We start from the raw sequence: 25,495 nt of genomic DNA, 5'->3' as shown, positions 1-25,495 counted from the left end.
AACGAACGCTAATGAGATGGCGCGTCGCGTCCGCCACGATGGCTGTGTGGAAAATGCAGGTTTACAGGCCCGGCCGTGCGACAATAGCCGGCTCGCGGCAGCGCAGCCGATGGCCGGCGCGCGTGGCTGAGCCGAGCATCGCCTTACTTTTTGACCTATTTCCGCGACCATGACGCATCCCGAATACATCCTGACCCTGTCCTGCCTGGACCAGCGCGGCATCGTGCACCGCGTGTCCGGCTTCCTGGCCGAACGCGGCTGCAACATCCTCGATTCCGCCCAGTTCGGCGACCAGGAATCCCAGCTGTTCTTCATGCGCGTGCATTTCGCGCTGGAAGACGGCGCCGTCAGCGACGCCCAGTTGCGCAGCGACTTCGCCGACCTGTCGCAAGCCATGCAGTTGAATGGTCCCTTCCATGGCCAGTTGCACGATGCGCGCGTCAAGCCGCGCGTGATGCTGATGGTGTCGAAGATCGGCCATTGCCTGAACGATTTGCTGTTCCGCTACAAGAGCGGCTTGCTGAACGTGGAAATTCCCGCCATCGTGTCGAACCACATGGAGTTCTACCAGCTGGCGGCCAGCTACAACATTCCCTTCCACCACTTGCCGCTGGCGGCCGGCGCGCCGGAAGCGGCCAAGCTGGCGCAGGAAGCGAAGATCATCGACTTGATGGACACGCACAAGATCGACCTGGTGGTGCTGGCGCGCTACATGCAAATCCTGTCGCCGGGCCTGTGCCAGGCGCTCGATGGCCGCGCCATCAATATCCACCATTCCTTCCTGCCCAGTTTCAAGGGCGCCAAGCCGTACGCGCAGGCGCATCACCGCGGCGTCAAGCTGATCGGCGCGACGGCCCACTTCGTCACGGGCGACCTGGACGAAGGCCCGATCATCGAGCAGGACGTCGAGCGCGTCGACCATGCGATGGATGCGGAAACCCTGACGGCCATCGGCCGCGACGTCGAGTGCGTGGTGCTGGCGCGCGCCGTGAAATGGTTCGTCGAGCACCGCATCCTGAAAAATGGCGACAAGACCGTGGTCTTCCGCTGATACCGACTTCACTCTTCACTTTACCGAGACAGAAACACGATGGCCCTCAAAGCAACAATTTTCAAAGCCGATCTGCAGATCGCCGACATGGACCGCAATTACTACCAGGATCACGCGCTGACCCTGGCGCGCCATCCGTCCGAGACGGACGAGCGCATGATGGTGCGCCTGCTGGCGTTCGCCATCCACGCCGACGAGGCGCTGACCTTCACCAAGGGCCTGTTCGATACGGAAGAGCCCGACCTGTGGCAGAAAGACCTGACGGGCGCCATCCAGCTGTGGATCGAAGTGGGCCAGCCCGACGAAAAGCGCATCCTGAAGGCGTGCGGGCGTTCGGAGCAGGTGATCGTCTACAGCTATGGCGCAACGAGCCACATCTGGTGGAAACAGATCGCCAACAAACTGGAACGGGCGAAGAACCTGACCGTGATCAACCTGCCATCGGAAGCGGCGCAGGACATGAGCAAGCTGGCGCAGCGCAACATGCAACTGCAGTGCACGATCCAGGATGGCCAGATCTGGCTGACGGACAGCGTCAACACGATTCTGATCGACCGCGAACCGGTCAAGCCGGCCCGCTGATTTGACTGTTGGAAACGCAAAAAGCCCGGATCGCTCCGGGCTTTTGTCATTGCGGGCGCTTAATTCGGCGCGCTGCCCAGGCGGCGGATGCTGCTGGAGCGCTGCATGCTGCGGCTGATGCGCGGATCGCCGTAGTAGCTCACTTCGCCAGAACCGCCGATGCTGATGGCCAGGTCGTCCTTGGCCCACACGGTGGCTTCGCCCGAGCCGCCGATGCTCACCTGCACTTCGCGCGCGGCCAGGCGGCCCGCTTCGATATTGCCCGAGCCGCCGATCGAGGCCGTCAGCTGCTCCGTCTTGCCGCTGGCCTTGAAGCTGCCGCTGCCGCCGATGGCGATGGAGACCTGGCGGCTGTCGAGGTCGCGCGCATGGATGGAGCCGGAACCGCCCACGTCGAAGCGCAGCTTCTCGGCGCGCAAGCCCGTTGCCGTGATGCTGCCCGAGCCGCCCACGCTGACGCGCTCCACCTGGCGCGCCTGGATGACGATGGTCAGGCTGCTCTGGCGGAAGTTGGCGTTGCGCTTGGCGGGCCGGATGCGCAGGGTGCCGTTTTCCACGGCCGTCTCGATCAGCGGCAGGATATTGTCGTCCGCTTCGACGGTGACGCTGTCCGTGTTGCCGATGCGCAGCTCAACCGTGCCCGGCACGTTCAGCGCCACGGCATGAAAATTGCCGACGTCGCGCGTCTGCTTTTGCAGCTTGCCGCTGCCCTGGATGCTGTTGCCGGAAATCCAGTCGAGCGGCGACGCCAGCGCCGGCGCGGCCGGGATGGCCAGCGCGCAGGCGGCCAGCAGCAGGGCGATCGCGGCGCTGGCGTGGCGGCGGTGGCGGCGGTGGAAAAGTGGCTGTGTCATTCTTGCTCCCTGTTTTGAATTGGTATACTTGCATGGTATGCCAGCCGGGTGCGCCCGCGTACCGTCCTGCGACAGACTGCGCCAGCGGTGGCATGGAATGCAGAAGGATGCGACAGGATGGCATGAGGTATCATGCCGGTATTGGACATACGACGAGCGGCACGCGCCGCTCACACTACTGGAATTACATGCTGATCATCACCATCAAACAGGGCAAGGAAAAGAGCTTGCTGGGCCAATCGTGGATTTACGCGTCCGCGATTGAAAAAGTCGAAGGCAAGCCGCAGGAAAAAATGAAGCCCGGCTCGACGGCCATCGTGCAAAGCTCGTCGAAGCAATTCATCGCCCGCGCCGCCTACAATTCGAAGTCGCAGATCCGCGCGCGCATCTGGAGCTTCAAGGAAGACGAACCGGTCGACCACGCGCTGATCAAGCGCAGAGTCAAGGCCGCCATCGAGAAAAAACTGCCAGCCATCAAGAAGGCGGGCGAAAACCAGCTGCTGACCCTGATCAAGGGCGAAGACGAGGGCTTGCCGGGCCTGGTGGTGCAGCTGTTCGGCGGCGTGCAAGGCTATCTGATCTGCGAATTCAACGCCGGCGGCGCCGACGCATGGAAAGTGGCCATCGTGCAATCGCTGATGGCCTCCACCGGCTGCGCCAATGTGTACGAGCGCTGCGACGACCTGATGCGCAAGGGCGAAGGCTTGCCCCTGATCGACGGCGCGCTGGCCGGCGAGGAGCCGCCCGATGAAGTCATGCTGACGGACAATGGCGTGCGTTATGCGCTGGATTTGAAGACGGGGCACAAAAGCAAGTTCCGCTGAAAGCGGCTGTTTGAAATGAAAAACCGGCGCCGGTTTTTTTACGAGCTCATGCAATAAAAACACTGGTGGGGACGTCGAAACGTTGCGCCAGAGCCTTGATTTGCCGCACATTGAGATCCCGCTTGCCGTTGAGCACTTCAGACACGACGCCTTGGGTTCCCACTTCCGGCAGGTCGGATTGTGTCAGCGCCTGTTGTTCCATCAACAGGCGAAGCGTGGCCGCAGGCGAGACGGGGGGCGGTGGAAAATGTTCCTGGTCGTAATCGGCTATCAGGCGGCCGACACTGTCAACCAGCCCGGCCAAAGGGTGCGTTTCATCGGCCGCCCCGGCATCCAATAGTTGATGCAATACGCTGACAGCTTGTTCATAAGCGGCCGCATCAGGAATCGCCTGCAGAGGAACCAGTTTGGACAAGGCTTGATAGTGGACAGTGATTTTTGTAATCATTTCACGATGCATCAAGGTTTCCATGCGTCGTACTCCTTATGCGTCAGCACTTCCCGGATGAACAGCAACTGGCGATTGAAGTGAATCGCGGCGATGATCCGGTACTTGTTACCGCCAATATTAAAAACATAGTAATCGCCAACATGATCGGTGGCGTTAAATGTCGACTTCATCACAGCAAAATTGGCAAATGACCGCGATTCGATGATTTTGCGCCATACCTGCATGGGTTCGCTCGCCAGCGGATGCCTGCTGGCGAAATCCATCAAAGCTTTGTTGGCGACGATGCGCATATGCATGCCGAAGTAATGCCATGATTTACAGATTATCTCAATTTGAGATAATCGTCAAACGATCTTACTCCAGCGGCACGCTACGGTATTTATTCACTTCCAGCGCCGACACGGCCGGCGCATCATTGCCCCACGACGCGCGCAGATAGGTCACCACGGCCGCCACTTCCGCGTCATCCATGACGGGGCCGAACGGCGGCATGCCGTAGGGGCGCGGGTTGCCGCGGGTGCCGGGCGCGAAACCGCCGTTGAGCACGAGGCGGATGGCGTTCACGGCCGACTCCGTCGTCAGCGCGCGGTTGCCGGCCAGCGGCGGGTAGCCGGGCGGCACGCCCTTGCCGTCGGCCTGGTGGCAGCTCGCGCATTGCGCCTCATACAGTTTTGCGCCCAGCGCCATTTGCTGCCTGGCTTGCTCCGACGTGCCGCGCGGCGCCTTTTTCACCGCTTGCGCGGGGCCGGGCAGGCTTTTCAGGTAGACAGCCATTGCCTGCACGTCGGCCGTGCTCATGTGCTGCAGGCTTTGCCGCACGACTTCCGCCATGGGGCCGAAGACGGTGGCGCGCGGCGAGACGCCCGTTTGCAGCAATTCCACGATATGCGCCGTGTTCCAGTCGCCCAGGCCCGCTTCGGCGTCCGACGTCAGCGACGGCGCGTACCAGCCCAGCACGGGGATCAGGCCGCCGGACAGGCCGTCGTCGCTGCCGCCCAGGGTGGTGCGGCTGCTATGGCAGGCGCTGCAGTGGCCCAGACCCTGCACCAGGTAGGCGCCGCGGTTCCATTCCATGCTTTTGTTTGTGAGCGGCTGGTACACGCCCGGCTTGAAATACAGGGCACGCCAGGCGGCCAGCGCGATCTGCTGGTTGTAGGGGAAGCGCAGCGCATGCGGCGCGTTCGCCTGCCTGTGCGGCGGCACGCTCTGGAAATACGCGTACAGCGCGTCGCTGTCTTCGCGCCGCACCTTGGTGTAGCTGGTGTACGGAAAGGCTGGATACAGCAGCCGGCCATCCTTCGACTTGCCGTTGTGGATGGCGCGCCAGAAATCGTCGGCCGTCCAGCTGCCGATGCCCGTTTCCTTGTCGGCCGTGATGTTGGGCGAGAGCACCTTGCCAAACGGCGTCTGCAAGGCCCGGCCACCTGCGTAGGGCACGCCGCCGCGCGTCGTGTGGCAGGCCATGCAGTCGCCCGCCTTGGCCAGATAGGCGCCGCGCGCGACCAGCTGATCCTGGCTCAGGGTGCTGGCCACGGGTGGCGGTCCCAGGTCGTCGGCTGGATACAGCAGGAATATGGCGCTGCCGCCGGCAATCAGCAGCAAGCCCGCCGCGATCATCCATTTTTTCATGGCGCCACCTGCGCGCTGGAGCCCGGTACGCCGCCGCAATGCAGCGGCAAGGGCAGGGCGATGCTGCTGGCGGGACGCGCGTCGGCGCTGGCCACTTGCGTGCCCAGCCAGGCCGAGACGGCGCCCACGTCCGCATCCGATAGGCGCTGCGCCACTTGCGCCATGCAGTCGGGAGAGTGGGCGCGGCGGACGCCGTTTTTCCAGGCGCCCAGCTGGGCGTTGATATAGTCGCGGGGCAAGCCCAGCAAGCCGGGGATGGCGGGCGCCACGCCGGCCAGTTGCTGGCCATGGCAGGCGATACAGGCGGGAATCTTTTTGCCGGCGTCGCCGTGCAGCACCAGTTGCTTGCCACGCGCCAGGGCCGTCGTGCCGGCGCTGCTGGGTTGAGCCGGCGGCGGGGCCGGGTGCTGCGCCGCAAAATAGTCGGCGATTTCGCGCAGATAATCGTCAGGCAAGTGTTCCACCATATAGTTCATCATCGGATACTGGCGCCTTCCCTCGCGAAAGTTCAGCAGCTGGTTGTACAGGTAGCCTGCAGGTTTGCCGGCGATGCGGGGAAAGAAGGCATCGTGCTTTTCCTGCTGCGCATGGCAAGACGTGCACGCCTTGATGCGCTGCTCCAGGCTGTCGTGGCTGGCGGAGATGGCAGTGGGCGCGGCGATGGCCAGCACCAGCGCGAGGGGAGAATGCAGTAGCATGGAAAGTCGCATGGAAAGATCACCTGTCTCGTCGGTCTGTGTCGCGTGCCGGTGTTGCTGCCCGGATGTTGTTACCCTAGCATATAACGGGTGCTGTCACTGTGACAGGATCAGTTGTGCAATAAAACTACGGATCAGTTTGAGGAGCAGGGTTGAAACGATATGAGGAATTGGCGGAAGAAGTGGCCGCCATGATCAGCACGCAGCTGTTGCTGCCTGGTGATAAGTTGCCTTCCGTGCGCCAGCAGCATGCGCGCAGGGGCGTCAGTCCGTCGACGGTGTTCCAGGCCTATTATTTGCTCGAAGCACGCGGCATGATCGTCTCGCGTCCCCGCTCCGGCTATTACGTGGCGCCGCAGCGCGCCGCGCTGGCCCCCGAGCCGGATAGTTCCCATCCGCTCGACGCCAGCACCACCGTCGACGTCAGCGACCTCGTGTTCGAGGTGCTGGGCGCCGTGGGGGTGCGCGATATCGTGCCGTTCGGCTCTGCGTTTCCCAGTCCGCACCTGTTCCCGATGGAAAAACTGGCGCGCGCCGTGTCGGCCAGCATGCGCCGCCTCGACCCGTGGAGCACCGTCACGGATTTATCCTTGGGCAATGCGGAGCTGCGCCGCCAGATCGCCCTGCGCTACCAACTCGACGGCGTGCCCGTTTCCAGCGACGACATCGTCATCACGAATGGCGCGCTGGAAGCGCTGAACCTGTGCCTGCAAGCCGTCACGCGGCCCGGCGACACGGTCCTGATCGAGTCGCCCAGCTTCTATGCGTGCCTGCAGGCGCTGCAGCGGCTGGAACTCAAGGCAGTCGAGATCGCCACCAGCCCGCGCGACGGCGTCGATCTGGCGGCACTGGAAGAATTGCTGCAGCGACACCAGCCCAAGGCGTGCTGGCTGATGACGAATTTCCAGAATCCCCTGGGCAGCCTGATGTCGCCGGAAAAGAAGCGCGCACTAGTCGAATTGCTGGCGCGCCATGGCGTGCCGCTGATCGAGGATGACGTGTATGGCGAGCTGTACTTTGGCAAGCAGCGTCCGGGCCTGACGAAAAGCCACGACGGTGCGGGCCTGGTCATGCATTGCAGTTCGTTTTCCAAGACCCTGGCGCCCGGTTTTCGCCTGGGCTGGGCCGTGGCGGGCCGCTACACGCGCCAGGTCGAGCGCCTGAAGCTGACCACCAGCCTGTCGGCGCCGATACCGCTGCAGATGGCGCTGGCCGATTACCTGGCGCAAGGCGGCTATGACCGGCATTTGCGCCAGCTGCGGCTGACCCTGGCGGCGCAGCAAAACACCATGCTGCAAGCCATTGCCGTGCATTTTCCGCCCGGCACGCGGGTGACGCGGCCGCAGGGCGGTTATTTCGTCTGGGTGGAGATGCCTGCCGGTATCGATGCGCTGGCCTTGCACCGCAGCGCGCTGGCGGCCGGCATCAGCATCGCGCCCGGCCCCATCTTTTCCGCCACGCGCGCGTTTCGCCACTGCATCCGCCTCAATTACGGCCACCCGTGGAGCGCGCAGCTGGAGGCGGCCATCGCCGCGCTGGGGCGGCTGGCGGCGCAGCAATTGGCGCCGTAGGGGAAGTCAGCCGGGACGGCCGGGCAGGGCGAGAAAGGCGCTAAAGTCGGGCGCCACCGTGCTGGTGGTTCCCGTTTCGTGCGACCACAGCACGACCACCGGCTCGCCCGATGGCCCAGGCTGGGCATAGTCGAAACAATAGTAGTCGCCCGTGCCGAATTGCGCAAAGGGCAGCAGGCTGGCGTGATCAATGCCGCTGCCGGCGAAGTTGTCCAGCCACGCTTGCCAGCCTTCGCGGTAGTGGCGGTCTATCGATTCCCAGGTCTTGCGCGGATTGTCCGCGTCGTAGACGGGAAACAAGGTCAGGGCCCCCAGTGCGCGGCCATTGTTGTCCAGCAGCCATGCCGCGTGCGATGGCGGCAACGGGCGGCCCAGTGCCTGCCCGGCTGCGGCGATGGCGGCGGCGCTGGTACCGGTGCTGTTTTTCTTGCGCATGCGATGGACGGTGGAATCAGGACGGGGAGGCGGGCGCCGCCGGTGGCGCGGCGGCCGGGCGCGGGGCTTTTTGCGGCGCGACCTTGCCGCCGTCGGCGATCCAGCGGCGGTACACGCGCAGGGCTACTTGCGCATCGTCGGCCGCGTACAGAATCTGCTTTTCCGTCAGGCGCGAGGTGGCCCAGTTGGTGGTGGAGATCTTTTTCGATTTCTGCAGGTGCAGGCCGAAGAACTTGGCCACGGCCGTTTTCGCGCCCAGATCGTTGCGCTGGCCGCCGCGCAGGGCGACGGACAGGTCGAGCACCTGGGCCGGGGCGATGCCCAGCTTGTTGCGCAGGCGCTTGACGTCGTCGGACAGGCCAAAACCCACTTTCAGGGTGGTGGTCGATTCGAGGATGGCTTTGAGTTCCGCCAAGGCCGGCGCCGGCGTGCTGCCCACCTGGAACAGGTAGGCGATGTCGTCGGTGGCCAGCTGGATCAAATGCGGTCCCGTGGAGGACTCGCCTTTGACGAACGTCGGCTTCGATTCCGTATCGAAGCCGATGGCGTCCGCTGCCAGCAGGGCGGCCATGGCCGCCTGTGCATCATCGCTGGTGCGTACCAGCTTGACGTGGTCGAGGGCGATGCCTTGATACGGGGGCAGTGGCGGTGCGGCAGCTGTGTCCATGAAACCGGATCAGCCTTTGCGCGAGAATTTCGCGGTCAGCTGATTCAGTTTTTCCAGGCGCAGACGGTTCGCTTCTTCGGCGGCGGCCGCGTCGCGTTCGGCTTTCTTGCGCTCGGCTTCCTTCTTGAAGCGCTGCTGCAATACTTGCGTGGCGTGGTCGCGGTGGGTTTGCGTCACTTCCGCGCCAGCCGTGCCGTCGAGGTCGTAGCGTACCTTGGCTTTTTCCATCACGCGCAGGTAGCGCAGCGAACCCGTGTGGATGCCCAGAGCCGTGCGCATCAGCTTGCGGTCCAGGTCCGGCAGGCGCGCCAGGATCTGCTTGTCGATACCGATCGACAAGGGCAGGCAATCGCGGAATGGCGGGAATTGCTCCTGGAACTGCTTCAGCAGGGCGCGCGCGGTCAGGCCGGCTGGCGCCGGCGTGGTCGCTGCGGCCGGTGCCGCCGCTGGGGCTGCATCGACTGGCGTGTCAGGAGTGGTGGCTTGCTGGTCTGGCGTGGAGCTGGTCATCGACATCATTGGTTGGGCTATAAAAGGGGAGCATAGCACGCGCCACAGGCAAGTGCATTGTCTTTTTTGGCAACTTGACCTGCAATAAGCGGCTGCGCGCGACAGCCGGCACAGCGCGAAATGCGGGAAATGTGTATAATGTCCGCTTGCGCTGATGACTGGACCCTGTTTTTAAAGGTCTGGCTCAGGTGTGCAGGGGATAGGAGCAGTGCGGTGCAGGCCCCCAATTATTAGTATTTTTGATATCAGATATTTTGTTTATCAATTATCCAGATAACTGGCCGTCGTGCATAATCTTGCTCTCCGCTGTGTCTTCACTGAACAACAATAGATTCAAGCCCGTTCTGGTACGGGCTTTTTTTCATTCCGCAATGTACATCGCTTATTTATCTGACCCGGCTTCGGCCCGCCGCTCCCCATGACGGATGCGCGGGCTTTGAACGTCCCGATAGACAGGCGCCGCTGCCGTTAACACGGCAGCCGCAACAATACGCTCCATCGAGTCCGGTTTCGCAGGCTTAGGTGGAATCATTCACTTCGCGCCGACACCATCTGGTCTCGCATTAAGAGATATCTCATGAAGAATACGCCAAAAACTTTAACGTTGTCCGCCAAGGCGCCACGCCCAGCCGCGGCGCCACTTGCCGTACCCAAAACGACTTTATCTTACTTCATCGATAATGCGCAAGCGAATCCGGAAGCCACCGTCACGACGGCGCCGACCGTCGTCACCGTGGTGAAGAAAAGCCGCTCGCGCCTGGCTGCCGTGCCAGCGGCCGAAACGGCTGCGGAAGCGGCCGTCAGCGCCCCGGCCGCCGAGGCTGTTGCCGACGTGACCGAGGCCGCTGAAGCGGCACCGGCGAAAACGCCTAGCGTGAAGATCGCCCCCGGCGCCAAGGCTCCGGTCGCGCCGCGCAAGGTCAGCGAAAGCGCCGCCACGAACAAAGTGGTGACGGCAGCCCGTTCGAAAGTCGTGCGCGCCAAGCCTGAAGCGGCGCCCGTGACCATCATCACCGGCGCGCAAGTGGTCAGCAAGACCACGGACGCCGATGCCCTGGCTGCCATCGACACGTCGAATTACTTCCTGCCAACCGTCAAGGTTCCAGGCCGCCGTGGCCGCAAGCCTAGCGAATTCACGCCGGAAAACGATGAAGTGGCGGCACTCAACGCCGTCGAACGCGCCGAACTGAAGGCCGTGTCGAAAGCGCGCGACCGCAAGGCCAAGGGCGGCCTGGCGGACGCGCTGGGCGATCCGGAAGCCTCGGCAGCGGACCTGGAACGCCGCCGCAAGCAGATCACGGGCCTGATCAACATGGGCAAGGAACGCGGTTTCCTCACCTATGCCGAGATCAATGACCAATTGCCGGAAAACATCATCGATCCGGAAGCCATCGAAGGCATCATCGCCACCTTCAACGACATGGGCATCGCCGTCTACGAGCGCGCCCCTGACGCGGAAAGCCTGTTGTTGACTGACAACGTCGCCACCGTCACCAGCGACGATGAAGTGGAAGCGGCTGCGGCGACCGCCCTGTCGACCGTCGACTCCGACTTCGGCCGCACCACCGACCCCGTGCGCATGTACATGCGTGAAATGGGCGCCGTGGCGCTGCTGACGCGCGAAGGCGAGATCGAGATCGCCAAGCGCATCGAAGGCGGCCTGAAAGACATGATTCAGGCCATTTCCGCCTGCCCGACCACCATCGGCGAAATCGTTGCACTGTCGCAAAAAATCGCGCGCGATGAAATCAAGGTCGATGAAGTGGTCGACGGCTTTGTCGACTTAAACGAAAGCAATGCCCCCGCGCCAGCCGCTGCCGCCGCGCCTGCCGCCGCCAGCGGTGACGACGAGGAAGAGGAAGAAGAAGCCGAAGAGGAAGACGGCGACGCCAATGGCGGCGCGGCCGGTTTTTCCAGCGAGCAATTGGCGCAGCTGAAAAAGAATGCATTGGAGAAATTCAACGTCATTTCGACGCAGTACGACAAGATGCGCAAGGCGCCCGAGGGCTACAACTCGAAAGCCTACATCAAGGCGCAGGAAGCCATTTCGCAGGAACTGCTGGGCATCCGCTTCACGGCCAAGGTGGTGGAAAAGCTGTGCGACACCCTGCGCGGCCAGATGGAAGAAGTGCGCCACATCGAGCGCGCCGTGCTGGAACTGTGCGTGAACAAATGCGGCATGCCGCGCGCCCACTTCATCAAGGTGTTCCCGGGCAATGAATGCGATCTGGAATGGGTTGACCGCGAAGTCGATTGCAAGTATCCGTACAGCGCCATCCTCAGCCGCAACGTGCCTGCCGTCAAGGAACTGCAAAAGAAGATGATTGACCTGCAGGCGCGCGTGGCCCTGCCGCTGGCTGACTTGCGCAAGATCAACAAGCAGATGGCTGCTGGCGAAAAGCGCGCGCGTCACGCAAAACGCGAAATGACGGTCGCCAACTTGCGCCTGGTCATTTCGATCGCCAAGAAATACATCAACCGCGGCTTGCAATTCCTCGATCTGATCCAGGAAGGCAACATCGGCTTGCTGAAGGCCGTCGACAAATTCGAATACCGCCGCGGCTACAAGTTCTCGACCTACGCCACCTGGTGGATCCGCCAGGCCATCACGCGTTCGATCGCCGACATGGCCCGCACCATCCGCGTGCCGGTGCACATGATCGAAACGATCAACAAGATGAACCGCATCTCGCGCCAGATCATGCAGGAAACGGGCAGCGAGCCGGATCTGGCGACCCTGGCCGTCAAGATGGAAATGCCGGAAAACAAGGTGCGCGAAATTATGAAGATCGCGAAAGAGCCGATTTCCATGGAAACGCCGATGGGCGAAGATGGCGATTCGCAACTGGGCGACTTCATCGAAGACAACACGACCTTGGCGCCGCTGGACGCCGCGCTGCACGCATCGATGCGCAACGTGATCAAGGAAGTACTCGATTCCCTGACGCCGCGCGAAGCGAAAGTGCTGCGCATGCGTTACGGCGTGGAAATGTCGAACGACCACACCCTGGAAGAAGTGGGCAAGCAGTTCGACGTGACGCGCGAGCGCATCCGCCAGATCGAAGCGAAAGCCATGAGCAAGCTGCGCCAGCCTTCGCGCTCGGACAAGCTGAAAACCTTCCTGACGCAAAACTAAGCGTAGGGCAAGCAAACAAAAAAGAGGCGCAAGCCTCTTTTTTTTCGTCCATCCCTAGCGTTGGCTTACATGAAATACGTGCGCTGGCCTCGCAGGCCGGCGCGTAGCTGGTACAGTGCCACGCCGCTGGCGCCGAGGATGAAGGTGAGGAACAGCCAGTCCAATGGATTGCTGCGCTGCGGTGCGGGCGCCGCTTGCGACGGCACGGCGAAGGCCTGGAATTTATGTCCCGTGTAGACGGCGCCGACCACCAGCCCGGCGTCCGTGATCTTGTTGGTCAGGTACAGGCCGTCGTCGCGGCGGCGCACCGTCATCACGCCTTCCTTGTAGACAAAGGTCATCGGTTCAAAGCCATTGATGTTGACGCTGCCGACGACGTGGCCGGCCGCGTTGACCGCCGTGGCGTAGCTGTCGCCCTGGCCGATCATGGCGCCCAGGTCGAGCATGCGCTTGCCGTCCCAGGCAAACGCGTGCCAGCGCCGTTTCTCCGTTTCCGAGGCGCCCACGATCAGGCCTGCATCATTGATGGCGGTGGCTGAACTGATGCGTCCGCCGGGCAGGGTGCCGATTTCCTGCATGCCCGTGCCGGGGCGGTAGACGAAGGCGCGGCGGTAGCCGTCGCCGCGCTGGGCCGTGCCCACCACCACGCCATGTGTGTTCAGGCCGCTGGCATAGCTGCTGGCGCCGCCCAGGGTGCCCAGGTCTTGCAGGCTGAGGTCGGCTTTCGTCACAAAGGCGTGGAAATCGCCGGCGCTGGTATCGGCATAGCCGGCGATCATGCCGTCGCGCGTGATGGCCGTGGCATAGCTGCTGTTGCCGCCCAGGGTGCCCAGGTCGCGCATGCCGCCTGCTGCTTCAAAGCGGAAGGCATGCCAGGCGCCGCTGGCCGTCTGCGCCGAGCCCACCACCACGCCATGGGTATTGATGGCTTTGGTGAAACCTTCATTGCCACCCAGGGTGCCCAGTTCGCGGAGGCGGCCATACTGATAGGTCACGGCGCGGCGCCGTCCTTCCTCTTCCATGATGATGCCGGCCACCAGTCCTGCCGGGTTCAGGTCGGACGCGATACTGCCATTGCCATCCTTTTCACCAAAGCCCCGTTCGGCATAGATGGTGGCGCTGGCGGTGGAGACGGCGGCCAGCAGGCACAGGCCGAGCAGTGGGGCGGGGAAGCAGGAGAACCGTGGCAGCATGATAGTTTCCTCAAGAAAAAACTTACTATACTTTTTTATGCTGCAAATGCATACTTAATTAGCTACTGTTTTTGCTAATTTTTGTATTTCGTCATGCCCGGCTGGCGCGCTTTTCCTGGCCTGTGGCAAGCGGATGGCCAGCGCCGTGCCCTGGCCCGCCTGGCTATCGATGCGCAGCTCGCCGCCCAGGGCGTGGACGCGTTCGCGTATGCTTTTCAGGCCGAAGGCGGCTTTCTTGCCGTGGTCGTCCGGCTGCATGCCGATGCCGTTGTCGCTGATGCGCAGCACGATGGCGTCCGTATCCTGCGCCAGCGCCACTTCCACTTCGCTGGCCTGGGCGTGGCGCACGATGTTCGACAGCGATTCCTGCAGCACGCGGAAGATGGCCGACGTCTGGCGCTGGTCCAGGCCCAGGTCGGGCGCCTCGCTGTCGAGCTTGAGCCGGTAGCGGATGGCGCCGCGGCTTTCCATCTGACGTATCAGCCATTCCGCCGCCGGACCCAGTCCCAGCTCCAGGGTGCTGGGATGCAAGTCATTGATGATGGTGCGCACCGAACGGATGGTGGCGTCGATGGTGTCGAGCACGCGCTGGGCGTGGCGGTGCAGGCGCGGGTGGGTGCTGGCCGTGCGCGCGTGCAGCAGCGACACGTCGATGCGCAGCACCATCAGGTTCTGGCCCAGGTCGTCATGGATGTCGAGCGCGATGCGGCGCCTTTCCTCTTCCTTGATGGTTTGCTGGTGGTCGCTCAGTTCGCGCAGCTGGGCCAGGGTGCGCTGCAGGTTTTCCTCGTTGCGCTTGCTTTCCGTGATGTCGATGCCCAAGGCGATGATCATCTGCGGCCGGCCTTGCGCGTCGAAGATGGGCTTTTTATGCGTCTGCAGCAGGCGGTTTTCCTGCAGCCGCGCATTCCATACCAGCTCTTCGCGGATGACGACCCTGCGGCTGGCAAACGCTTCCTGGTCCGCCGCGTGGAATCCCTGCGTCTGGTCCGAGGGAAAGTGCTGCACGTCGCGTCCTTCGGCGATATCCTGGAATCGCACGCCCCATTGCTGCTCGCAAGCCTGGTTCATCAGCAGCATGCGCGAATCGGCATCTTTCAGGAACAGCGACAGGGGCATCATGGAAATGATGTCCTGCAGCCGCTCTTCGCTGCGCGCCAGGGCCGCTTCCGTTTGCGCGCGCATGGCGATTTCCGCAGAGAGCTGCAGATTGACATCGAGCAGCTGGGCCGTGCGCAGGGCCACGCGGCTTTCGAGTTCCGCATGGGCGACGGTCAAGGCGTGTTCGGCCCGCTTGTGTTCCGTGATGTCGCTGGCCAGCACGAGGGCGCCCGTCAGGCTGCCTTGCGGGTCGTACAGGCAGCGCCCGCTGATCATGGCCCAGCGTTCCGAGCCGTCGCTGTGACGGTACTGCAATTCCCCCATGCAACTATCCGTGGCTGTCTGGCGCAGCGGACACAGGCGCAGCAAGGTCGCCTCGTCATGGAATTCGCTCATCTTGTGGCCCAGCAGCTTTTCCGCCGGGATGCCCAGCATGTCGCACAGGCGCTGGTTGAGATGCAAGATCGTGCCCTGCGCATCCGTTTGCCACATGCCGTCCTGCGCCGTCTCGCTCAGGTCGCGGTAGCGCATGGCGCTGGCGTCGAGCTGCTGGCGCGTGCTGGCCAGGTGGTTGCGCAGCCTGCGCATCAGCCACATGGCTGTGCCGGCGGCGCCCGTCAGCAGCAGCGACAGCCAGATGTGTTCCCAGAAGTCGAGCTGCTGCCAGGCCGCGCCCGCCAGCCAGCCCAGCATGATCAGGATGAGGGCGGCGCATGCCGAACTCAGCGTTTCAATCGACCATTTGCTCATCCGCGTTCCTGGCGTCATGGTTGGCCGCTGCGGTGCGCCTGGCGCCGAAGAGGGGGAGTATCAACCGCTAGTGTAATACCAATTGTTGTTTTCTTGAGAATATTTTTCCATTGGGCAAGCAAAAGGGCCGGCCCTTGCGGCGCCGGCCCTGTTTGCCGATGGCAAAGTGACGCGATCAGCCCGTGTTGCGCAGGCCGGCCGCCACGCCATTGATCGACAGCTGGATGCCGCGGTGCACCCGTTCGTCGACTTTGCTGGCGCTGGACAGGGCGCGGTTGCGCTTGATCAATTCCACCTGCAAGTGGTTCAGCGGGTCGAGGTAGGCGAAGCGGTTCTGGATCGAGCGGGCCAGCAGCGGATTGCCCGCCAGGCGCTCGGTATTGCCGGTGATCAGCTCCAGGCAGCGCAAGGTGTTGCCATGCTCATCCGTGATGCGCTTGTAGATGCGTTCGCGCAAGCCTTGGTCCGCCACCAGTTCCGCATAGCGCGAGGCGATCGCCAGGTCCGTCTTGGCCAGCACCATGTCCATGTTCGACAGCAGGGTGGCAAAGAACGGCCATTCGGCGTACATGGCGCGCAGGGTGGCGATCTTGTCATCCTGCGCGGCGCCGTCGGCTTGCTTGATCCACGCTTCGATGGCGCTGCCGAAACCGAACCAGCCCGGCAGCAGCAAGCGGCACTGGCCCCAGGAAAAGCCCCAGGGAATGGCGCGCAAGTCTTCGATACGCTGGTTGGCCTTGCGCGAGGCGGGGCGCGAACCGAGGTTCAGTTCGGCAATTTCCGCAATCGGCGTAGCCGAGAAGAAATACTCCGTAAAACCCGGCGTTTCATACACGAGGTGGCGGTAGGCGTGATAGGCGAGGTCCGACAGCTCCGCCATCACGGCTTCGAACTGCGCCAGCTGGCCGTTGCGGGCCGGATTGGCTTCCTGCGGCGCCAGGCTCGCTTCCAGGGTGGCGGCGACCAGCAATTCCAGGTTGCGCCGGCCGATTTCCGCATTGGAAAACTTCGAGGCGATGATCTCGCCCTGTTCCGTCAGGCGGATCTGGCCGTTGACGGTGCCCGGCGGCTGGGCCAGGATGGCTTCGTAGCTGGGTCCGCCGCCACGGCCTACCGTGCCGCCGCGGCCATGGAACAGGCGCAGCTTGACGCCGGCCTTCTGGAAGTCGGACACCAGCGCCAGTTCCGCCTTGTACAGTTCCCAGTTTGACGTGAGGAAGCCGCCATCCTTGTTCGAATCGGAATAGCCGAGCATGACTTCCTGCAGCTGTCCCTGCTTGGCGATCAATTGCTTGACCAAGGGTAAGGCCATGACCTGGCTCATGATGCCGGCCGCGCGCTGCAGGTCGGGTATCGTCTCGAACAGGGGAATGACCATCAGCTCGCAGCTGCTGTCGCCAGTTTGCCAGTCGGTGCGCAGCAAGCCTGTTTCCTTTTGCAGCAGCAACACTTCCAGCAAGTCGGACACGGTTTCCGTGTGCGAAATGATGTAGTTGCGAATCGCCCGTGCGCCGTAGCGCTGGCGGATGTCGCGCGCCGCGCGCAAAATCGCCAGCTCGGAATCCGTTTCCGCGGCATAGCTGATGTAGGGCGAGTACAGCAGGCGCGGCTGGGCCAGTTCATTCAGCAGCAGCGCCTGCTTGTCTTCCTCGGACAGGGCCGTGTAATCGGCGGCCACGCCGCTTTGCGCGAACAGGTCGGCCAGCACTCTTTCGTGCACGTCGGAAGTCTGGCGCATGTCGAGCGAGGCAAGATGAAAACCGAAGATGTCGGCCGCGCGCGCCAGGGTGGCCAGGCGCGGGCGCACGAGGGCGGCGCCGTGGTGCGATTCGAGCGAGGCGACGATGGTGCGCAGGTCGGCCACAAAGGCGGCCGCGTCCGGATAGGCGGCGGCCGCGCCCACTTCCTTGCGCAGGATGTTGGTGGCGCCCAGCGCGCGGGCCGTGGCGGCCAGGCGCGCATAGATGCCGATCAGGGCGCGGCGGTACGGCTCGTCGCTGCGGTGCGGCGAAGCGTCCGGCGACTGGTCGGCCAGCGCCTGCAGTTCGGCGCTCACGCCCACCATCAGGGTCGAGACGGACAATTCCGCACCCAGCGCGTGCGCTTCGTCGAGGTAAAAGTCGAGGATGGTGGTGGCGTGGCGCGCCAGCGCGTGCTGCATGGTGCCCGCGTTGACGTTCGGGTTGCCGTCGCGGTCGCCGCCGATCCAGCTGCCCATCTGCACGTAGGCGGCGTTGATCGGTTCGATGGTGCCATTGCCGTTCGGGTACTCGGCCGCGATGTCGTCCTCGATGTCGTCGTACAGGCCCGGCAGTTCGCGCAAAAAGGTGATGCGGTAGTAGGACAGGGCGTTTTCGATTTCGTCGGCCACCGTCAGCTTCGAGTAGCGCAGCATGCGCGTCTGCCACAGCGTGGCGACGCGCGAGCGCAGCAGCTGCATGTTGGCGTGGCGTTCTTTCGGCGTCTGCGGCAGGTCGCGCTCGGCCAGCAGGCGGGCGATGTCGTGCTCGGCGTCGAGGATGCTCTTGCGCTGCACTTCCGTCGGGTGGGCCGTCAGCACGGGCGCGATCAGGGCATCCTGGAAAAAGGTGTCGACGGTCTTGCGCGGCACGCCGGCCATGCGCAGTTTCTTCAGCGCGAAGCTGACGCTGCCCTTTTGCGCGCTGGATCCTGCCAGCAGGTGGGCGCGGCGGCGGCGGATGTGGTGCTGGTCTTCCGCGATGTTGGCCAGGTGCGAAAAGTAGGAAAAGGCGCGCACGACGGAAATCGTCTGTTCGCGGCTCAGTTCCTTGAGCATGGCGTCGAGTTCTAGCGCGGCGCCCGCGTCCGCTTCGCGGCGGAAGCGCACGGACGTCTGGCGTATGGTTTCCACCACATTAAAGACGGCGTCGCCCTCTTGTTCGCGCAGCACGTCGCCCAGCAGGCGGCCCAGCAGGCGGATGTCTTCTTTCAGCGGCGCGTCCTTGTCGGAGCCGGCTGCTGGAACTATTTCTGGTGCTACTGCGTCATTGAGCATAATAAAGAACCAAAGTAAGTGTAAAAGCAAGGGAATGTGGATCGCACCGGGCGTTTGGCCGCAGAGGGGAGGGGGCGCATGATAAAATTTGTGGTCTTCAACATGGACGCTAGCCTGACTTGGCCGTTTAGGCCAAGGGATAACGATTATAGCGACGCCGGGCGCCATTCCGATACAAATTGATATCGGACGGGCGAATTGGCAACGATAATGACAACGACAGCCACAGCGAAAGAACTTGTTTTGAAAGCATCCGAATTGACCCCGAACGAATTGAATATTCCTGCCCGCCTGGTGATCGCCACGCGCGAGAGCCGTCTTGCCATGTGGCAAGCTGAACACGTGCGTGCGCGTCTGGCCGCCCTGTATCCGCAGTGTAGCGTTGAAATTCTCGGCATGACCACACGCGGCGACCAGATTCTGGACCGCGCCTTGTCCAAGGTAGGCGGCAAGGGCCTGTTCGTCAAGGAGCTGGAAGTGGCGATGGAAGAAGGCCGCGCCGACCTGGCCGTGCATTCGCTCAAAGACGTGCCGATGGAGTTGCCGCAAGGCTTTGCCCTGGCCGCCATCCTCGAGCGTGAAGACCCGCGCGACGCGTTCGTGTCGAACGACTACGCCAGCCTGGCCGAGCTGCCGCACGGCGCCGTCGTCGGCACCAGCAGCCTGCGCCGCCAGTCGCTGATCGCCGCGCGCTATCCGCACCTGACGATACTGCCCCTGCGCGGCAACCTCGATACGCGTTTGGGCAAGCTGGACCGTGGCGATTACGCGGCCATCATCCTGGCCGCCGCCGGCCTGAAACGCCTGGGCCTGGCGTCGCGCATCCGCGCCGTGCTGGCGCCGGAAGACAGCCTGCCGGCGGCAGGCCAGGGCGCCATGGCGATCGAAATCCGCAGCGGCCGTGCTGACGGCGCCGACCTGGTGCGCCTGCTGGCGCCGCTGAACCACGCGGACACGGCGCAAGCCGTCACGGCCGAGCGCAAGGTATCGAAGATTTTCGGCGGCAGCTGTCAGATTCCGCTGGCCGCGTTCGCCACCGTCGAAGGCGAACAGATGCGTTTGCGCGCCATGGTCGCCACGCCGGACGGCGCGCGCATGGCCAGCGCCGAGCTCGAAGGCCCGGCCAGCGCGCCGGAACAGCTGGGCGAGCAGGTGGCCGAACTGCTGCGCGGGCAAGACGCCGCCGGCATCCTCGCCTCGTGTGCCGTCACGCCCGACAACCATGAAGGCCTGGCGCCGCATGCCTGACACCGTGGTGATCACGCGGCCCGCGCAACAAGCGGGGCCGCTGGCCGCCAGGATCGCGGCGCTGGGCTTGCCCGTGCAGCTGCTGCCGCTGCTGGAAATCCACGCGCTTGACGGTGCGGACGAATGCGCGCAGCTGCAAGCCGTGCTGGCGCGCCTGGCCGATTACGACCTGGTGGCCTTCGTCTCGCCCAACGCCATCGACTGCGTCTTTGCGCATTTGCCCGTCTGGCCGGCTGGCTTGCCGCTGGCCGTGGTGGGCGAGGGTAGCAAGATGGCCCTGGCGGCGCATGGCGTCACGGATGCGAATGCCAGCATCACGAGTCCGCTGGACACGGCGCGCAGCGATTCCGAACATTTATTGCTGGCGCTGGACTTGCCGGCCCTGCGCGGCAAGCGCGTGTTGATCGTGCGCGGCGATGGCGGACGCGATTACCTGGCCGACGGCTTGCGCGCGGCCGGCGCCGACGTCGCGTTCATCACGGCGTACCGCCGCAAGGTGCCGACGCTGACGCCGGCCTTGCGGGCGACCCTGGAAAATCTGTTGCAGCATAATAATGACTGGATCATCACCAGCTCGGAAGCGCTGCGCGGTTTGCTGGCGCTGCTGGGCCAAATGGATGCTGAAAAGACGGCTGTTGTGAAAATGCAACAGCAGCATCTGATCGTGCCGCACGCCCGCATTGCACAAACGGCGGCGGCCCTGGGTTTCGCCCGTGTCACCCTGACAGGATCAGGCGACGCAGGAGTGCTCGCCGCGTTACAATCACGACCATGAACGAAATGCCTACACTCTCCGAACCGAATGCAACGCCTGGCAGCGCCGTGAAGACGGCGCCGCAGGCGGCCGACCAACCTGCCGGCCGCGCGCCGACCCTGCTGGAACAGCTGCAAAAGCCCATGAGCATCGCCGTCATCGTGCTGGCCGTGCTGCTGGCTGCGCAAAGCTGGTCGACCAGCAAGCAGATCCGCAACCTGCGCGAAGAAGTGGCCAAGCGCCTGCAAAAGGGCGACGTCAGCAACGCCGAAACGGGCGTGCTGGCGCGCAACGTGCAAGAAGGCACGAAAGAGCTGGAAATCAAGGTGGGTGCGCTGGAAAACCGCCAGAGCGAAACGCAAAGCCAGCAGCTGGCCCTGGAACAACTGTATAACGACTTGTCGAAAAACCGCGACGAGTGGGCGCTGACAGAAATCGAGCAAGTGCTGTCGACGGCCAGCCAGCAGTTGCAACTGGCCGGCAACGTGCCCGGCGCACTGATCGCCCTGCAAAACGCGGACCGCAGCCTGTCGCGTTCCGACAAGCCGCAATTCATCACCATCCGCCGCGCCATTGGGCGCGACATGGAAAAACTCAAGGCCCTGCCCAGCGTCGATTCGACGGGCGTGGCCCTGCGCCTCGACGCCGTGATCGCCCAGGTCGATTCCCTGCCGATGCTGTCCGACGAAACGCCGGCCTTGCCGGCCGCGCCGGAAAAAACCGGCAAGGCCAAGCCTGTGCGCGACGCCGCCGGCAAGCTGGTGGGACCGCCGGCGCCGGAACCGCTGCTGCAAAAAGTGCGCGACGGCTTCAATACCTGGAGCGGCGACATGTGGGCCGACGTGCGTCAATTGATCCGCATCCGCCGTGTCGATACGCCGGAAGCGCTGATGCTGTCGCCGACGCAGTCGTATTTCTTGCGTGAAAACGTCAAGCTGCGCCTGCTCAATGCCCGCATGGCCTTGTTGTCGCGCAATGAAACGGCTTTCCGCAACGACTTGATCGCTGCGCAGGATGCGCTGGCCAAGTATTTCGACACCCGCGCCAAGAGCACGCAGACGGCGCAAGCCCTGCTGCGCCAGGTGCAGGGCAGCAACCTGGCCATCGAAATGCCAACCTTGTCCGACAGCCTGACGGCTGTGCGCAACTACAAAGCGAAGTCCTGAGCCCATGCGTCTATTTCTCTGGTTACTCGCCCTGATGGCCGCGGCGATCGGTATCGCCGTGACGGCCCGTTTCAATCCCGGCAACGTGGTGCTGTTCTATCCGCCGTACCGCATCGACTTGTCGCTGAACTTCTTCCTGCTGCTGCAGGTCGTGCTGTTCGTGCTGCTGTACCTGCTGGTGCGCGCCGTGCGCGCCACCGTGCGCATGCCGGCGCAAGTGGCGGCCTACCGCCAGCGCAAGCGTGAGCGCGACGGCAACAAGGGCTTGCGCGAAGCCTTGAAAGCCCTGTTCGAAGGCCGTTTCGGCCATGCCGAGAAGGCCGCCTTGCGCGCCGCCGAACTGGAAGAAAACGCCGGCCTGGCCGCGCTGATCGGCGCGCGCGCCGCGCACCGCATGCGCCAGTCCGAACGCCGCGACAGCTGGTTATCCCGCGTCGAAGGCGATGCCAGCCTGAAGACGGCCCGTTTGATGACGGTGACGGAATTGCTGGTCGACGACCACCAGCCGGAAGCGGCCCTGGCCGCCGTGCGCGAACTCAATGCCAGCGGCACGCGCCACATCCACGCGCTGCAATGGTCGTTGAAAGCCGAGCAGCAGGCAAAGAACTGGCCGGAAGTGCTGCGCCTCGTGCGTTCGCTCGACAAGCACCGCGCCCTGCATCCGGCCCTGTCGTCGCGCCTGCGCGAATTGGCCTACGAGCATTTGCTGTCCGACCCGTCGCATGACGCCGAATCGCTGATGCGCGTGTGGTCGACCGTGCCGAGCGCGGACCGGGTCAAGCCGTACATCGCCTGCCGTGCCGCCACGGCCCTGAATGCGCGCGGCCTGCACGATGAAGCGCGCCTCGTGTGCGAAGAGTCGCTGGCCGCCGACTGGGACGAGCGCGTCGTGCGCGCCTACCGCGAAGCGGCGGCGCCAAGCGGCACGCCGGCCCTGCTGCTGCAGATCGAGCATTGCGAGCAATGGATGAAACAGCGTCCGCTGGACGCGGAACTGGCGCTGACCCTCGGTACCTTGTGCCTCAAGCAAAAATTGTGGGGCAAGGCCCAGCGCCATCTGGAGCAGGCTTTGTCCGACGCGAACGAGCCGCAAATGGTGCGCGACGCCCACCTGAAGCTGGCGCAGATGCACGACGCCTTGCAGCAGACGGAACAGGCTGCCGCCCATTACCGGCAGTGCGCACTGGCGACCATCCTGTAAGCTGTTTCTTCAGACGTAAAAAAGCCGTTCAGTGCAGACTGAACGGCTTTTTTTGCGCTGCTACTTTACTTCTTCGGTACTGCGGCAGTGCCTTCCGGCAAGGCATACGCGACCAGGGTGTCGCTCATCTTCGTGCCCAGCGAACCGTGGCCGCCGGCCATGACGACGACGAACTGGCGTCCCGACTTGTTCGACACATAGCTCATCGGCGTAGCCTGGCCGCCGGCTGGCAAGCGGGCTTTCCAGATGACTTTACCGTTGCTGACGTCGTAGCCGCGGATGTAGTAGTCGAGCGTGCTGCTGAGGAAGGTCACGCCACCGCCGGTGGTCACCATGCCGCCCAGACTGGGCACGCCCAGTGGCAATGGAATCGGCACGGGACCGCTGTCGCGCGTGGTGCCGTTCTTGTGCATCCACACTTTTTTCATGGTGCGCAGGTCGACGGCGGCCACATAGCCCCACGGCGGTGCCTGGCATGGGAAGCCCAGCGGCGACAAAAAGGCCTTGATTTCCACGGCGAACGGGACGCCCGTCTGCGGTTGCAAGCCCATTTCGCCGCCCGTGCCGCCCTTGGCCGTCGTTTCTGCGCGCGGCACGAGTTTTTCCAGGAAGCCCATGTAGTCAGGGTTGACGATCAACAACTGGCGCACGGGATCGATGGCCGCGCCACCCCATTCGAAGATGCCCAGCGGGCCAGGAGAGATGACGGCGCCCTTGCCGGCCGTTTGCGGCGTGAACGGGCCTTCATAGCGGCGTTCCTTGAAGATGATGCGGCAAGCGAGCTGGTCGAATGGCGTCGTGCCCCACATGTCCGCTTCGCTGATATTGCGTTCAGGCAAGAAGGTCAGGGCCGAGAACGGCTGCGTGGGCGACAGGGTGTCGCCAGCGGCAGGATTGCTCGTTGGCACGGGTTTTTCCGGCGCCGGCACGACCAGGCTGCCGTCGCGGCGGTCGATCACATAGATGTCACCCCGTTTTGTTGTGGCCACCACGGATGGCACTTTGCCTTTCGGCGTGTCGATGTCGACCAGCGATGGCTGGCCGCCGATATCCATGTCCCAGATATCGTGGTGCACGGTCTGGTAGACCCAGCGCACTTTACCCGTCGCCAGGTCCAGCGCGACGATGGCGCTGTTGAATTTCTCGCCGTTCTTGTTGCGGTTGCCGCCCCAGGTGTCGGGGGTTTCATTGCCCATCGGAATGTAGACCATGCCCAGCTTTTCATCGATGCTGGCCACGCCCCAGGAATTGGGCGAGTTGTTGGTGTAGTTCTTGCCTTCAGGGAAAGGCTGCGTATCTTCCGGCGTGGCCGGGTCCCAGTTCCACATCAGCTTGCCCGTGACAGGGTCGTAGCCGCGGATCACGCCAGACGGCTCTTCCGTCGAATGGTTGTCCGTCACGCTGGCGGCGATCACGGCCATTTTCTGCGACACGGCTGGCGGCGAGGTCGGCATCAGGAAACCGCGCTTGATCATGGCCATGTTCTTGTACAGGTTAACGACGCCATTGTTGCCAAAACTCTTGCACGACTCGCCTGTATCGGCATTGACGGCGATCATGGTGCCATCCATGGTGGGCGCCAGTATGCGGCGCGGGCATTCCATGCTGGCAGCTTCGGGGGCTGGATTGTTCTTCGCGCGGCCCGCGTTCACGTCCCAGTAGGCCACGCCGCGGCAGATCATGTGCTGGTAGCTGGCCGCATCGCGGTTGATCTTCGGATCGTGGCGCCAGATTTCCTTGCCCGTGTCCGGGTTCAGGGCGATGACGATGTTGTGCGGCGTGCACAGGTACAGCATGTCATTGACCTTCAGCGGCGTGACTTCGTTGGCGATCTCGCCCGGGTCGTTCGGACCCTTGAAGTCGCCCGTATGATAGGTCCAGGCTTCTTTCAAGCCGGAAATATTTGCCGGGGTGATTTGCGCGGCCGGGGCATAGCGGTCGCCATAGCCGGAGCGGCCATAGGCGGACCAGTCGTTGTGCTCGACGCCGGGCGCCAGGTCGCCGGTGGCGGTGGCGGCCATGTTTTCGGCTGGCACCTCGCCATGCAGGTCATGGTAGTCCTGGAACAGGGCGATGACGCCGGCGATGACGGTCAGGGCCACGGCGGCGGAGAGCGCCGTCTTGCCCGCTTGCCCTTGTTTCGCCGCGGCGGCTGGCGCCAGGCGGCGGTTGACGAAGGGCAGCAGCAGCCAGACGGCGGCGGCAAACCAGATGTCCAGGCGCGGCAGCAATTGCCACCAGTCGAACTTCACTTCAATGAGGGACCAGATCAGGGTGGCGAGCAGCAGGAAGGCCATGAACGGCTGCGCGCTGCGCTTGCCTTTGAAGACGAGCACGCCTGCGATCAGCATGCCTATGCCGGCCAGCAAGTAGTACCAGGAGCCGCCAAGCGATGCCAGCCAGATGCCGCCGCCCAGCAGGGCGAGGCCAAACAGAATGAAAATAACGCCGGTGACCTTTAATAAAGGCCCGGACCGGAAAGAGGGAATCATCATATTCCTTTTTGCAAGGATTTATCGGTGGCGCGTGGATGCGCCATATAGAATCTAGCGAAGGCTTTGTTTGCAGAGTATGCGAAGTTTTGGAAACACCAGAATGTAATATTTTATCAGAATTTACTATTGTCTTCTGGTAGCGCCATTTTTCACGGCATTGCCA

At 63.4% G+C, this 25,495-nt stretch carries 21 protein-coding genes; 9 read left to right on the top strand and 12 right to left on the bottom strand.

Annotated elements, in window-relative coordinates; all coding sequences use genetic code 11:
* The first annotated feature begins 169 nt into the window (after window positions 1-169).
* Window positions 170-1,051, top strand: coding sequence for a formyltetrahydrofolate deformylase (gene purU / locus HWE17_RS16505; RefSeq protein ID WP_034786194.1), 882 nt, complete (start codon window positions 170-172; stop codon window positions 1,049-1,051).
* A gap of 39 nt (window positions 1,052-1,090) precedes the next feature.
* Window positions 1,091-1,633, top strand: coding sequence for a YaeQ family protein (locus HWE17_RS16500; RefSeq protein ID WP_176389488.1), 543 nt, complete (start codon window positions 1,091-1,093; stop codon window positions 1,631-1,633).
* Between the two features lie 59 nt (window positions 1,634-1,692).
* On the opposite strand, the gene HWE17_RS16495 is transcribed toward HWE17_RS16500, so the two are convergent.
* Window positions 1,693-2,487 (bottom strand): head GIN domain-containing protein, encoded by a 795-nt coding sequence (locus HWE17_RS16495; protein WP_176389487.1) that lies wholly within the window; start codon window positions 2,485-2,487, stop codon window positions 1,693-1,695.
* 188 nt (window positions 2,488-2,675) lie between these two features.
* Here HWE17_RS16495 and HWE17_RS16490 point away from each other — a divergent pair, with 188 nt between their 5' ends.
* Window positions 2,676-3,311 carry an SAM-dependent methyltransferase gene (locus HWE17_RS16490; protein WP_176389486.1) on the top strand — a complete coding sequence of 212 codons (636 nt, stop codon included), beginning with the start codon at window positions 2,676-2,678 and terminating at the stop codon, window positions 3,309-3,311.
* 46 nt (window positions 3,312-3,357) lie between these two features.
* Here HWE17_RS16490 and HWE17_RS16485 read toward each other — a convergent pair whose 3' ends face one another.
* From HWE17_RS16485 to HWE17_RS16470, 4 genes are all read right to left on the bottom strand, one after another.
* Window positions 3,358-3,783, bottom strand: a complete 426-nt coding sequence (locus HWE17_RS16485; protein WP_099402639.1) for a type II toxin-antitoxin system HigA family antitoxin — start codon at window positions 3,781-3,783, stop codon at window positions 3,358-3,360.
* Window positions 3,771-4,052 carry a type II toxin-antitoxin system HigB family toxin gene (locus HWE17_RS16480; RefSeq protein ID WP_176389485.1) on the bottom strand — a complete coding sequence of 94 codons (282 nt, stop codon included), beginning with the start codon at window positions 4,050-4,052 and terminating at the stop codon, window positions 3,771-3,773. Before HWE17_RS16480 ends, HWE17_RS16485 begins: the two co-directional genes overlap by 13 nt.
* A gap of 64 nt (window positions 4,053-4,116) precedes the next feature.
* Window positions 4,117-5,391, bottom strand: a complete 1,275-nt coding sequence (locus tag HWE17_RS16475; RefSeq protein WP_176389484.1) for a cytochrome c — start codon at window positions 5,389-5,391, stop codon at window positions 4,117-4,119.
* Window positions 5,388-6,089, bottom strand: coding sequence for a c-type cytochrome (locus HWE17_RS16470; protein ID WP_255206276.1), 702 nt, complete (start codon window positions 6,087-6,089; stop codon window positions 5,388-5,390). The genes HWE17_RS16475 and HWE17_RS16470 overlap by 4 nt, the downstream gene beginning before the upstream one ends.
* 152 nt (window positions 6,090-6,241) lie before the next feature.
* Here HWE17_RS16470 and HWE17_RS16465 point away from each other — a divergent pair, with 152 nt between their 5' ends.
* Entirely contained in the window at window positions 6,242-7,660 is a 1,419-nt protein-coding gene (locus tag HWE17_RS16465; protein WP_176389482.1) for a PLP-dependent aminotransferase family protein, read from the top strand.
* Between the two features lie 6 nt (window positions 7,661-7,666).
* Here HWE17_RS16465 and HWE17_RS16460 read toward each other — a convergent pair whose 3' ends face one another.
* The 3 genes from HWE17_RS16460 to HWE17_RS16450 are packed head-to-tail and all read right to left on the bottom strand — an operon-like array spanning window position 7,667 to window position 9,281.
* Window positions 7,667-8,095 carry an SMI1/KNR4 family protein gene (locus HWE17_RS16460; protein ID WP_051959505.1) on the bottom strand — a complete coding sequence of 143 codons (429 nt, stop codon included), beginning with the start codon at window positions 8,093-8,095 and terminating at the stop codon, window positions 7,667-7,669.
* Between the two features lie 16 nt (window positions 8,096-8,111).
* Window positions 8,112-8,762 carry a 3'-5' exonuclease gene (locus HWE17_RS16455; protein ID WP_176389481.1) on the bottom strand — a complete coding sequence of 217 codons (651 nt, stop codon included), beginning with the start codon at window positions 8,760-8,762 and terminating at the stop codon, window positions 8,112-8,114.
* 9 nt (window positions 8,763-8,771) lie between these two features.
* A complete protein-coding gene (locus tag HWE17_RS16450) occupies window positions 8,772-9,281 on the bottom strand; it encodes a ProQ/FINO family protein (protein ID WP_034758713.1) in 510 nt (169 codons plus the stop codon).
* Between the two features lie 568 nt (window positions 9,282-9,849).
* Here HWE17_RS16450 and rpoD point away from each other — a divergent pair.
* Window positions 9,850-12,408 (top strand): RNA polymerase sigma factor RpoD, encoded by a 2,559-nt coding sequence (rpoD, locus tag HWE17_RS16445; protein ID WP_176389480.1) that lies wholly within the window; start codon window positions 9,850-9,852, stop codon window positions 12,406-12,408.
* Window positions 12,409-12,473: 65 nt separating this feature from the next.
* Here the strand turns inward: rpoD and HWE17_RS16440 are convergent, their stop codons facing one another.
* The 3 genes from HWE17_RS16440 to ppc form a co-directional block, all read right to left on the bottom strand.
* A complete protein-coding gene (locus tag HWE17_RS16440; protein WP_176389479.1) occupies window positions 12,474-13,601 on the bottom strand; it encodes an HAF repeat-containing protein in 1,128 nt (375 codons plus the stop codon).
* A gap of 54 nt (window positions 13,602-13,655) precedes the next feature.
* Window positions 13,656-15,452, bottom strand: a complete 1,797-nt coding sequence (locus HWE17_RS16435) for a PAS domain S-box protein (protein ID WP_176389478.1) — start codon at window positions 15,450-15,452, stop codon at window positions 13,656-13,658.
* A gap of 175 nt (window positions 15,453-15,627) precedes the next feature.
* On the bottom strand, window positions 15,628-18,468 hold the full coding sequence (gene ppc, locus HWE17_RS16430; protein WP_176389477.1) for a phosphoenolpyruvate carboxylase: 2,841 nt from the start codon (window positions 18,466-18,468) through the stop codon (window positions 15,628-15,630).
* A gap of 243 nt (window positions 18,469-18,711) precedes the next feature.
* Between ppc and hemC the strand changes: the two genes are divergently transcribed.
* From hemC to HWE17_RS16410, 4 genes are read left to right on the top strand one after another with little or no spacing between them, the layout of a single operon-like run.
* Window positions 18,712-19,716: a hydroxymethylbilane synthase gene (gene hemC / locus HWE17_RS16425; protein WP_176389476.1), complete on the top strand. Its 1,005-nt coding sequence runs from the start codon at window positions 18,712-18,714 to the stop codon at window positions 19,714-19,716.
* Complete coding sequence (locus HWE17_RS16420) at window positions 19,709-20,491, top strand: uroporphyrinogen-III synthase (protein ID WP_176389475.1); 783 nt, start codon at window positions 19,709-19,711, stop codon at window positions 20,489-20,491. The genes hemC and HWE17_RS16420 overlap by 8 nt, the downstream gene beginning before the upstream one ends.
* Complete coding sequence (locus HWE17_RS16415) at window positions 20,488-21,636, top strand: uroporphyrinogen-III C-methyltransferase (protein WP_035826462.1); 1,149 nt, start codon at window positions 20,488-20,490, stop codon at window positions 21,634-21,636. Before HWE17_RS16420 ends, HWE17_RS16415 begins: the two co-directional genes overlap by 4 nt.
* A 4-nt stretch (window positions 21,637-21,640) precedes the next feature.
* Window positions 21,641-22,837, top strand: a complete 1,197-nt coding sequence (locus HWE17_RS16410; RefSeq protein ID WP_081922746.1) for a heme biosynthesis protein HemY — start codon at window positions 21,641-21,643, stop codon at window positions 22,835-22,837.
* Between the two features lie 65 nt (window positions 22,838-22,902).
* Here HWE17_RS16410 and HWE17_RS16405 read toward each other — a convergent pair whose 3' ends face one another.
* Window positions 22,903-25,332, bottom strand: coding sequence for a membrane-bound PQQ-dependent dehydrogenase, glucose/quinate/shikimate family (locus HWE17_RS16405; protein WP_176389474.1), 2,430 nt, complete (start codon window positions 25,330-25,332; stop codon window positions 22,903-22,905).
* Window positions 25,333-25,495 lie beyond the last annotated feature (163 nt).

Source organism: Janthinobacterium sp. BJB401, from assembly GCF_013372745.1.
Taxonomy (GTDB): domain Bacteria; phylum Pseudomonadota; class Gammaproteobacteria; order Burkholderiales; family Burkholderiaceae_D; genus Janthinobacterium; species Janthinobacterium rivuli.
Note: the sequence above shows the minus strand (reverse complement) of the source record. Positions and strands in the feature narration are given on the sequence as shown.

Bases quoted from the DNA above. Each gene is read 5' to 3' on its own strand.
- purU (WP_034786194.1), top strand. From the start codon at position 170: ATGACGCATCCCGAATACATCCTGACCCTGTCCTGCCTGGACCAGCGC.
- HWE17_RS16500 (WP_176389488.1), top strand. From the start codon at position 1,091: ATGGCCCTCAAAGCAACAATTTTCAAAGCCGATCTGCAGATCGCCGAC.
- HWE17_RS16495 (WP_176389487.1), bottom strand. From the start codon at position 2,487: ATGACACAGCCACTTTTCCACCGCCGCCACCGCCGCCACGCCAGCGCC.
- HWE17_RS16490 (WP_176389486.1), top strand. From the start codon at position 2,676: ATGCTGATCATCACCATCAAACAGGGCAAGGAAAAGAGCTTGCTGGGC.
- HWE17_RS16485 (WP_099402639.1), bottom strand. From the start codon at position 3,783: ATGGAAACCTTGATGCATCGTGAAATGATTACAAAAATCACTGTCCAC.
- HWE17_RS16480 (WP_176389485.1), bottom strand. From the start codon at position 4,052: ATGCGCATCGTCGCCAACAAAGCTTTGATGGATTTCGCCAGCAGGCAT.
- HWE17_RS16475 (WP_176389484.1), bottom strand. From the start codon at position 5,391: ATGAAAAAATGGATGATCGCGGCGGGCTTGCTGCTGATTGCCGGCGGC.
- HWE17_RS16470 (WP_255206276.1), bottom strand. From the start codon at position 6,089: ATGCTACTGCATTCTCCCCTCGCGCTGGTGCTGGCCATCGCCGCGCCC.
- HWE17_RS16460 (WP_051959505.1), bottom strand. From the start codon at position 8,095: ATGCGCAAGAAAAACAGCACCGGTACCAGCGCCGCCGCCATCGCCGCA.
- HWE17_RS16455 (WP_176389481.1), bottom strand. From the start codon at position 8,762: ATGGACACAGCTGCCGCACCGCCACTGCCCCCGTATCAAGGCATCGCC.
- HWE17_RS16450 (WP_034758713.1), bottom strand. From the start codon at position 9,281: ATGATGTCGATGACCAGCTCCACGCCAGACCAGCAAGCCACCACTCCT.
- rpoD (WP_176389480.1), top strand. From the start codon at position 9,850: ATGAAGAATACGCCAAAAACTTTAACGTTGTCCGCCAAGGCGCCACGC.
- HWE17_RS16440 (WP_176389479.1), bottom strand. From the start codon at position 13,601: ATGCTGCCACGGTTCTCCTGCTTCCCCGCCCCACTGCTCGGCCTGTGC.
- HWE17_RS16435 (WP_176389478.1), bottom strand. From the start codon at position 15,452: ATGAGCAAATGGTCGATTGAAACGCTGAGTTCGGCATGCGCCGCCCTC.
- ppc (WP_176389477.1), bottom strand. From the start codon at position 18,468: ATGCTCAATGACGCAGTAGCACCAGAAATAGTTCCAGCAGCCGGCTCC.
- HWE17_RS16420 (WP_176389475.1), top strand. From the start codon at position 19,709: ATGCCTGACACCGTGGTGATCACGCGGCCCGCGCAACAAGCGGGGCCG.
- HWE17_RS16415 (WP_035826462.1), top strand. From the start codon at position 20,488: ATGAACGAAATGCCTACACTCTCCGAACCGAATGCAACGCCTGGCAGC.
- HWE17_RS16410 (WP_081922746.1), top strand. From the start codon at position 21,641: ATGCGTCTATTTCTCTGGTTACTCGCCCTGATGGCCGCGGCGATCGGT.
- HWE17_RS16405 (WP_176389474.1), bottom strand. From the start codon at position 25,332: ATGATGATTCCCTCTTTCCGGTCCGGGCCTTTATTAAAGGTCACCGGC.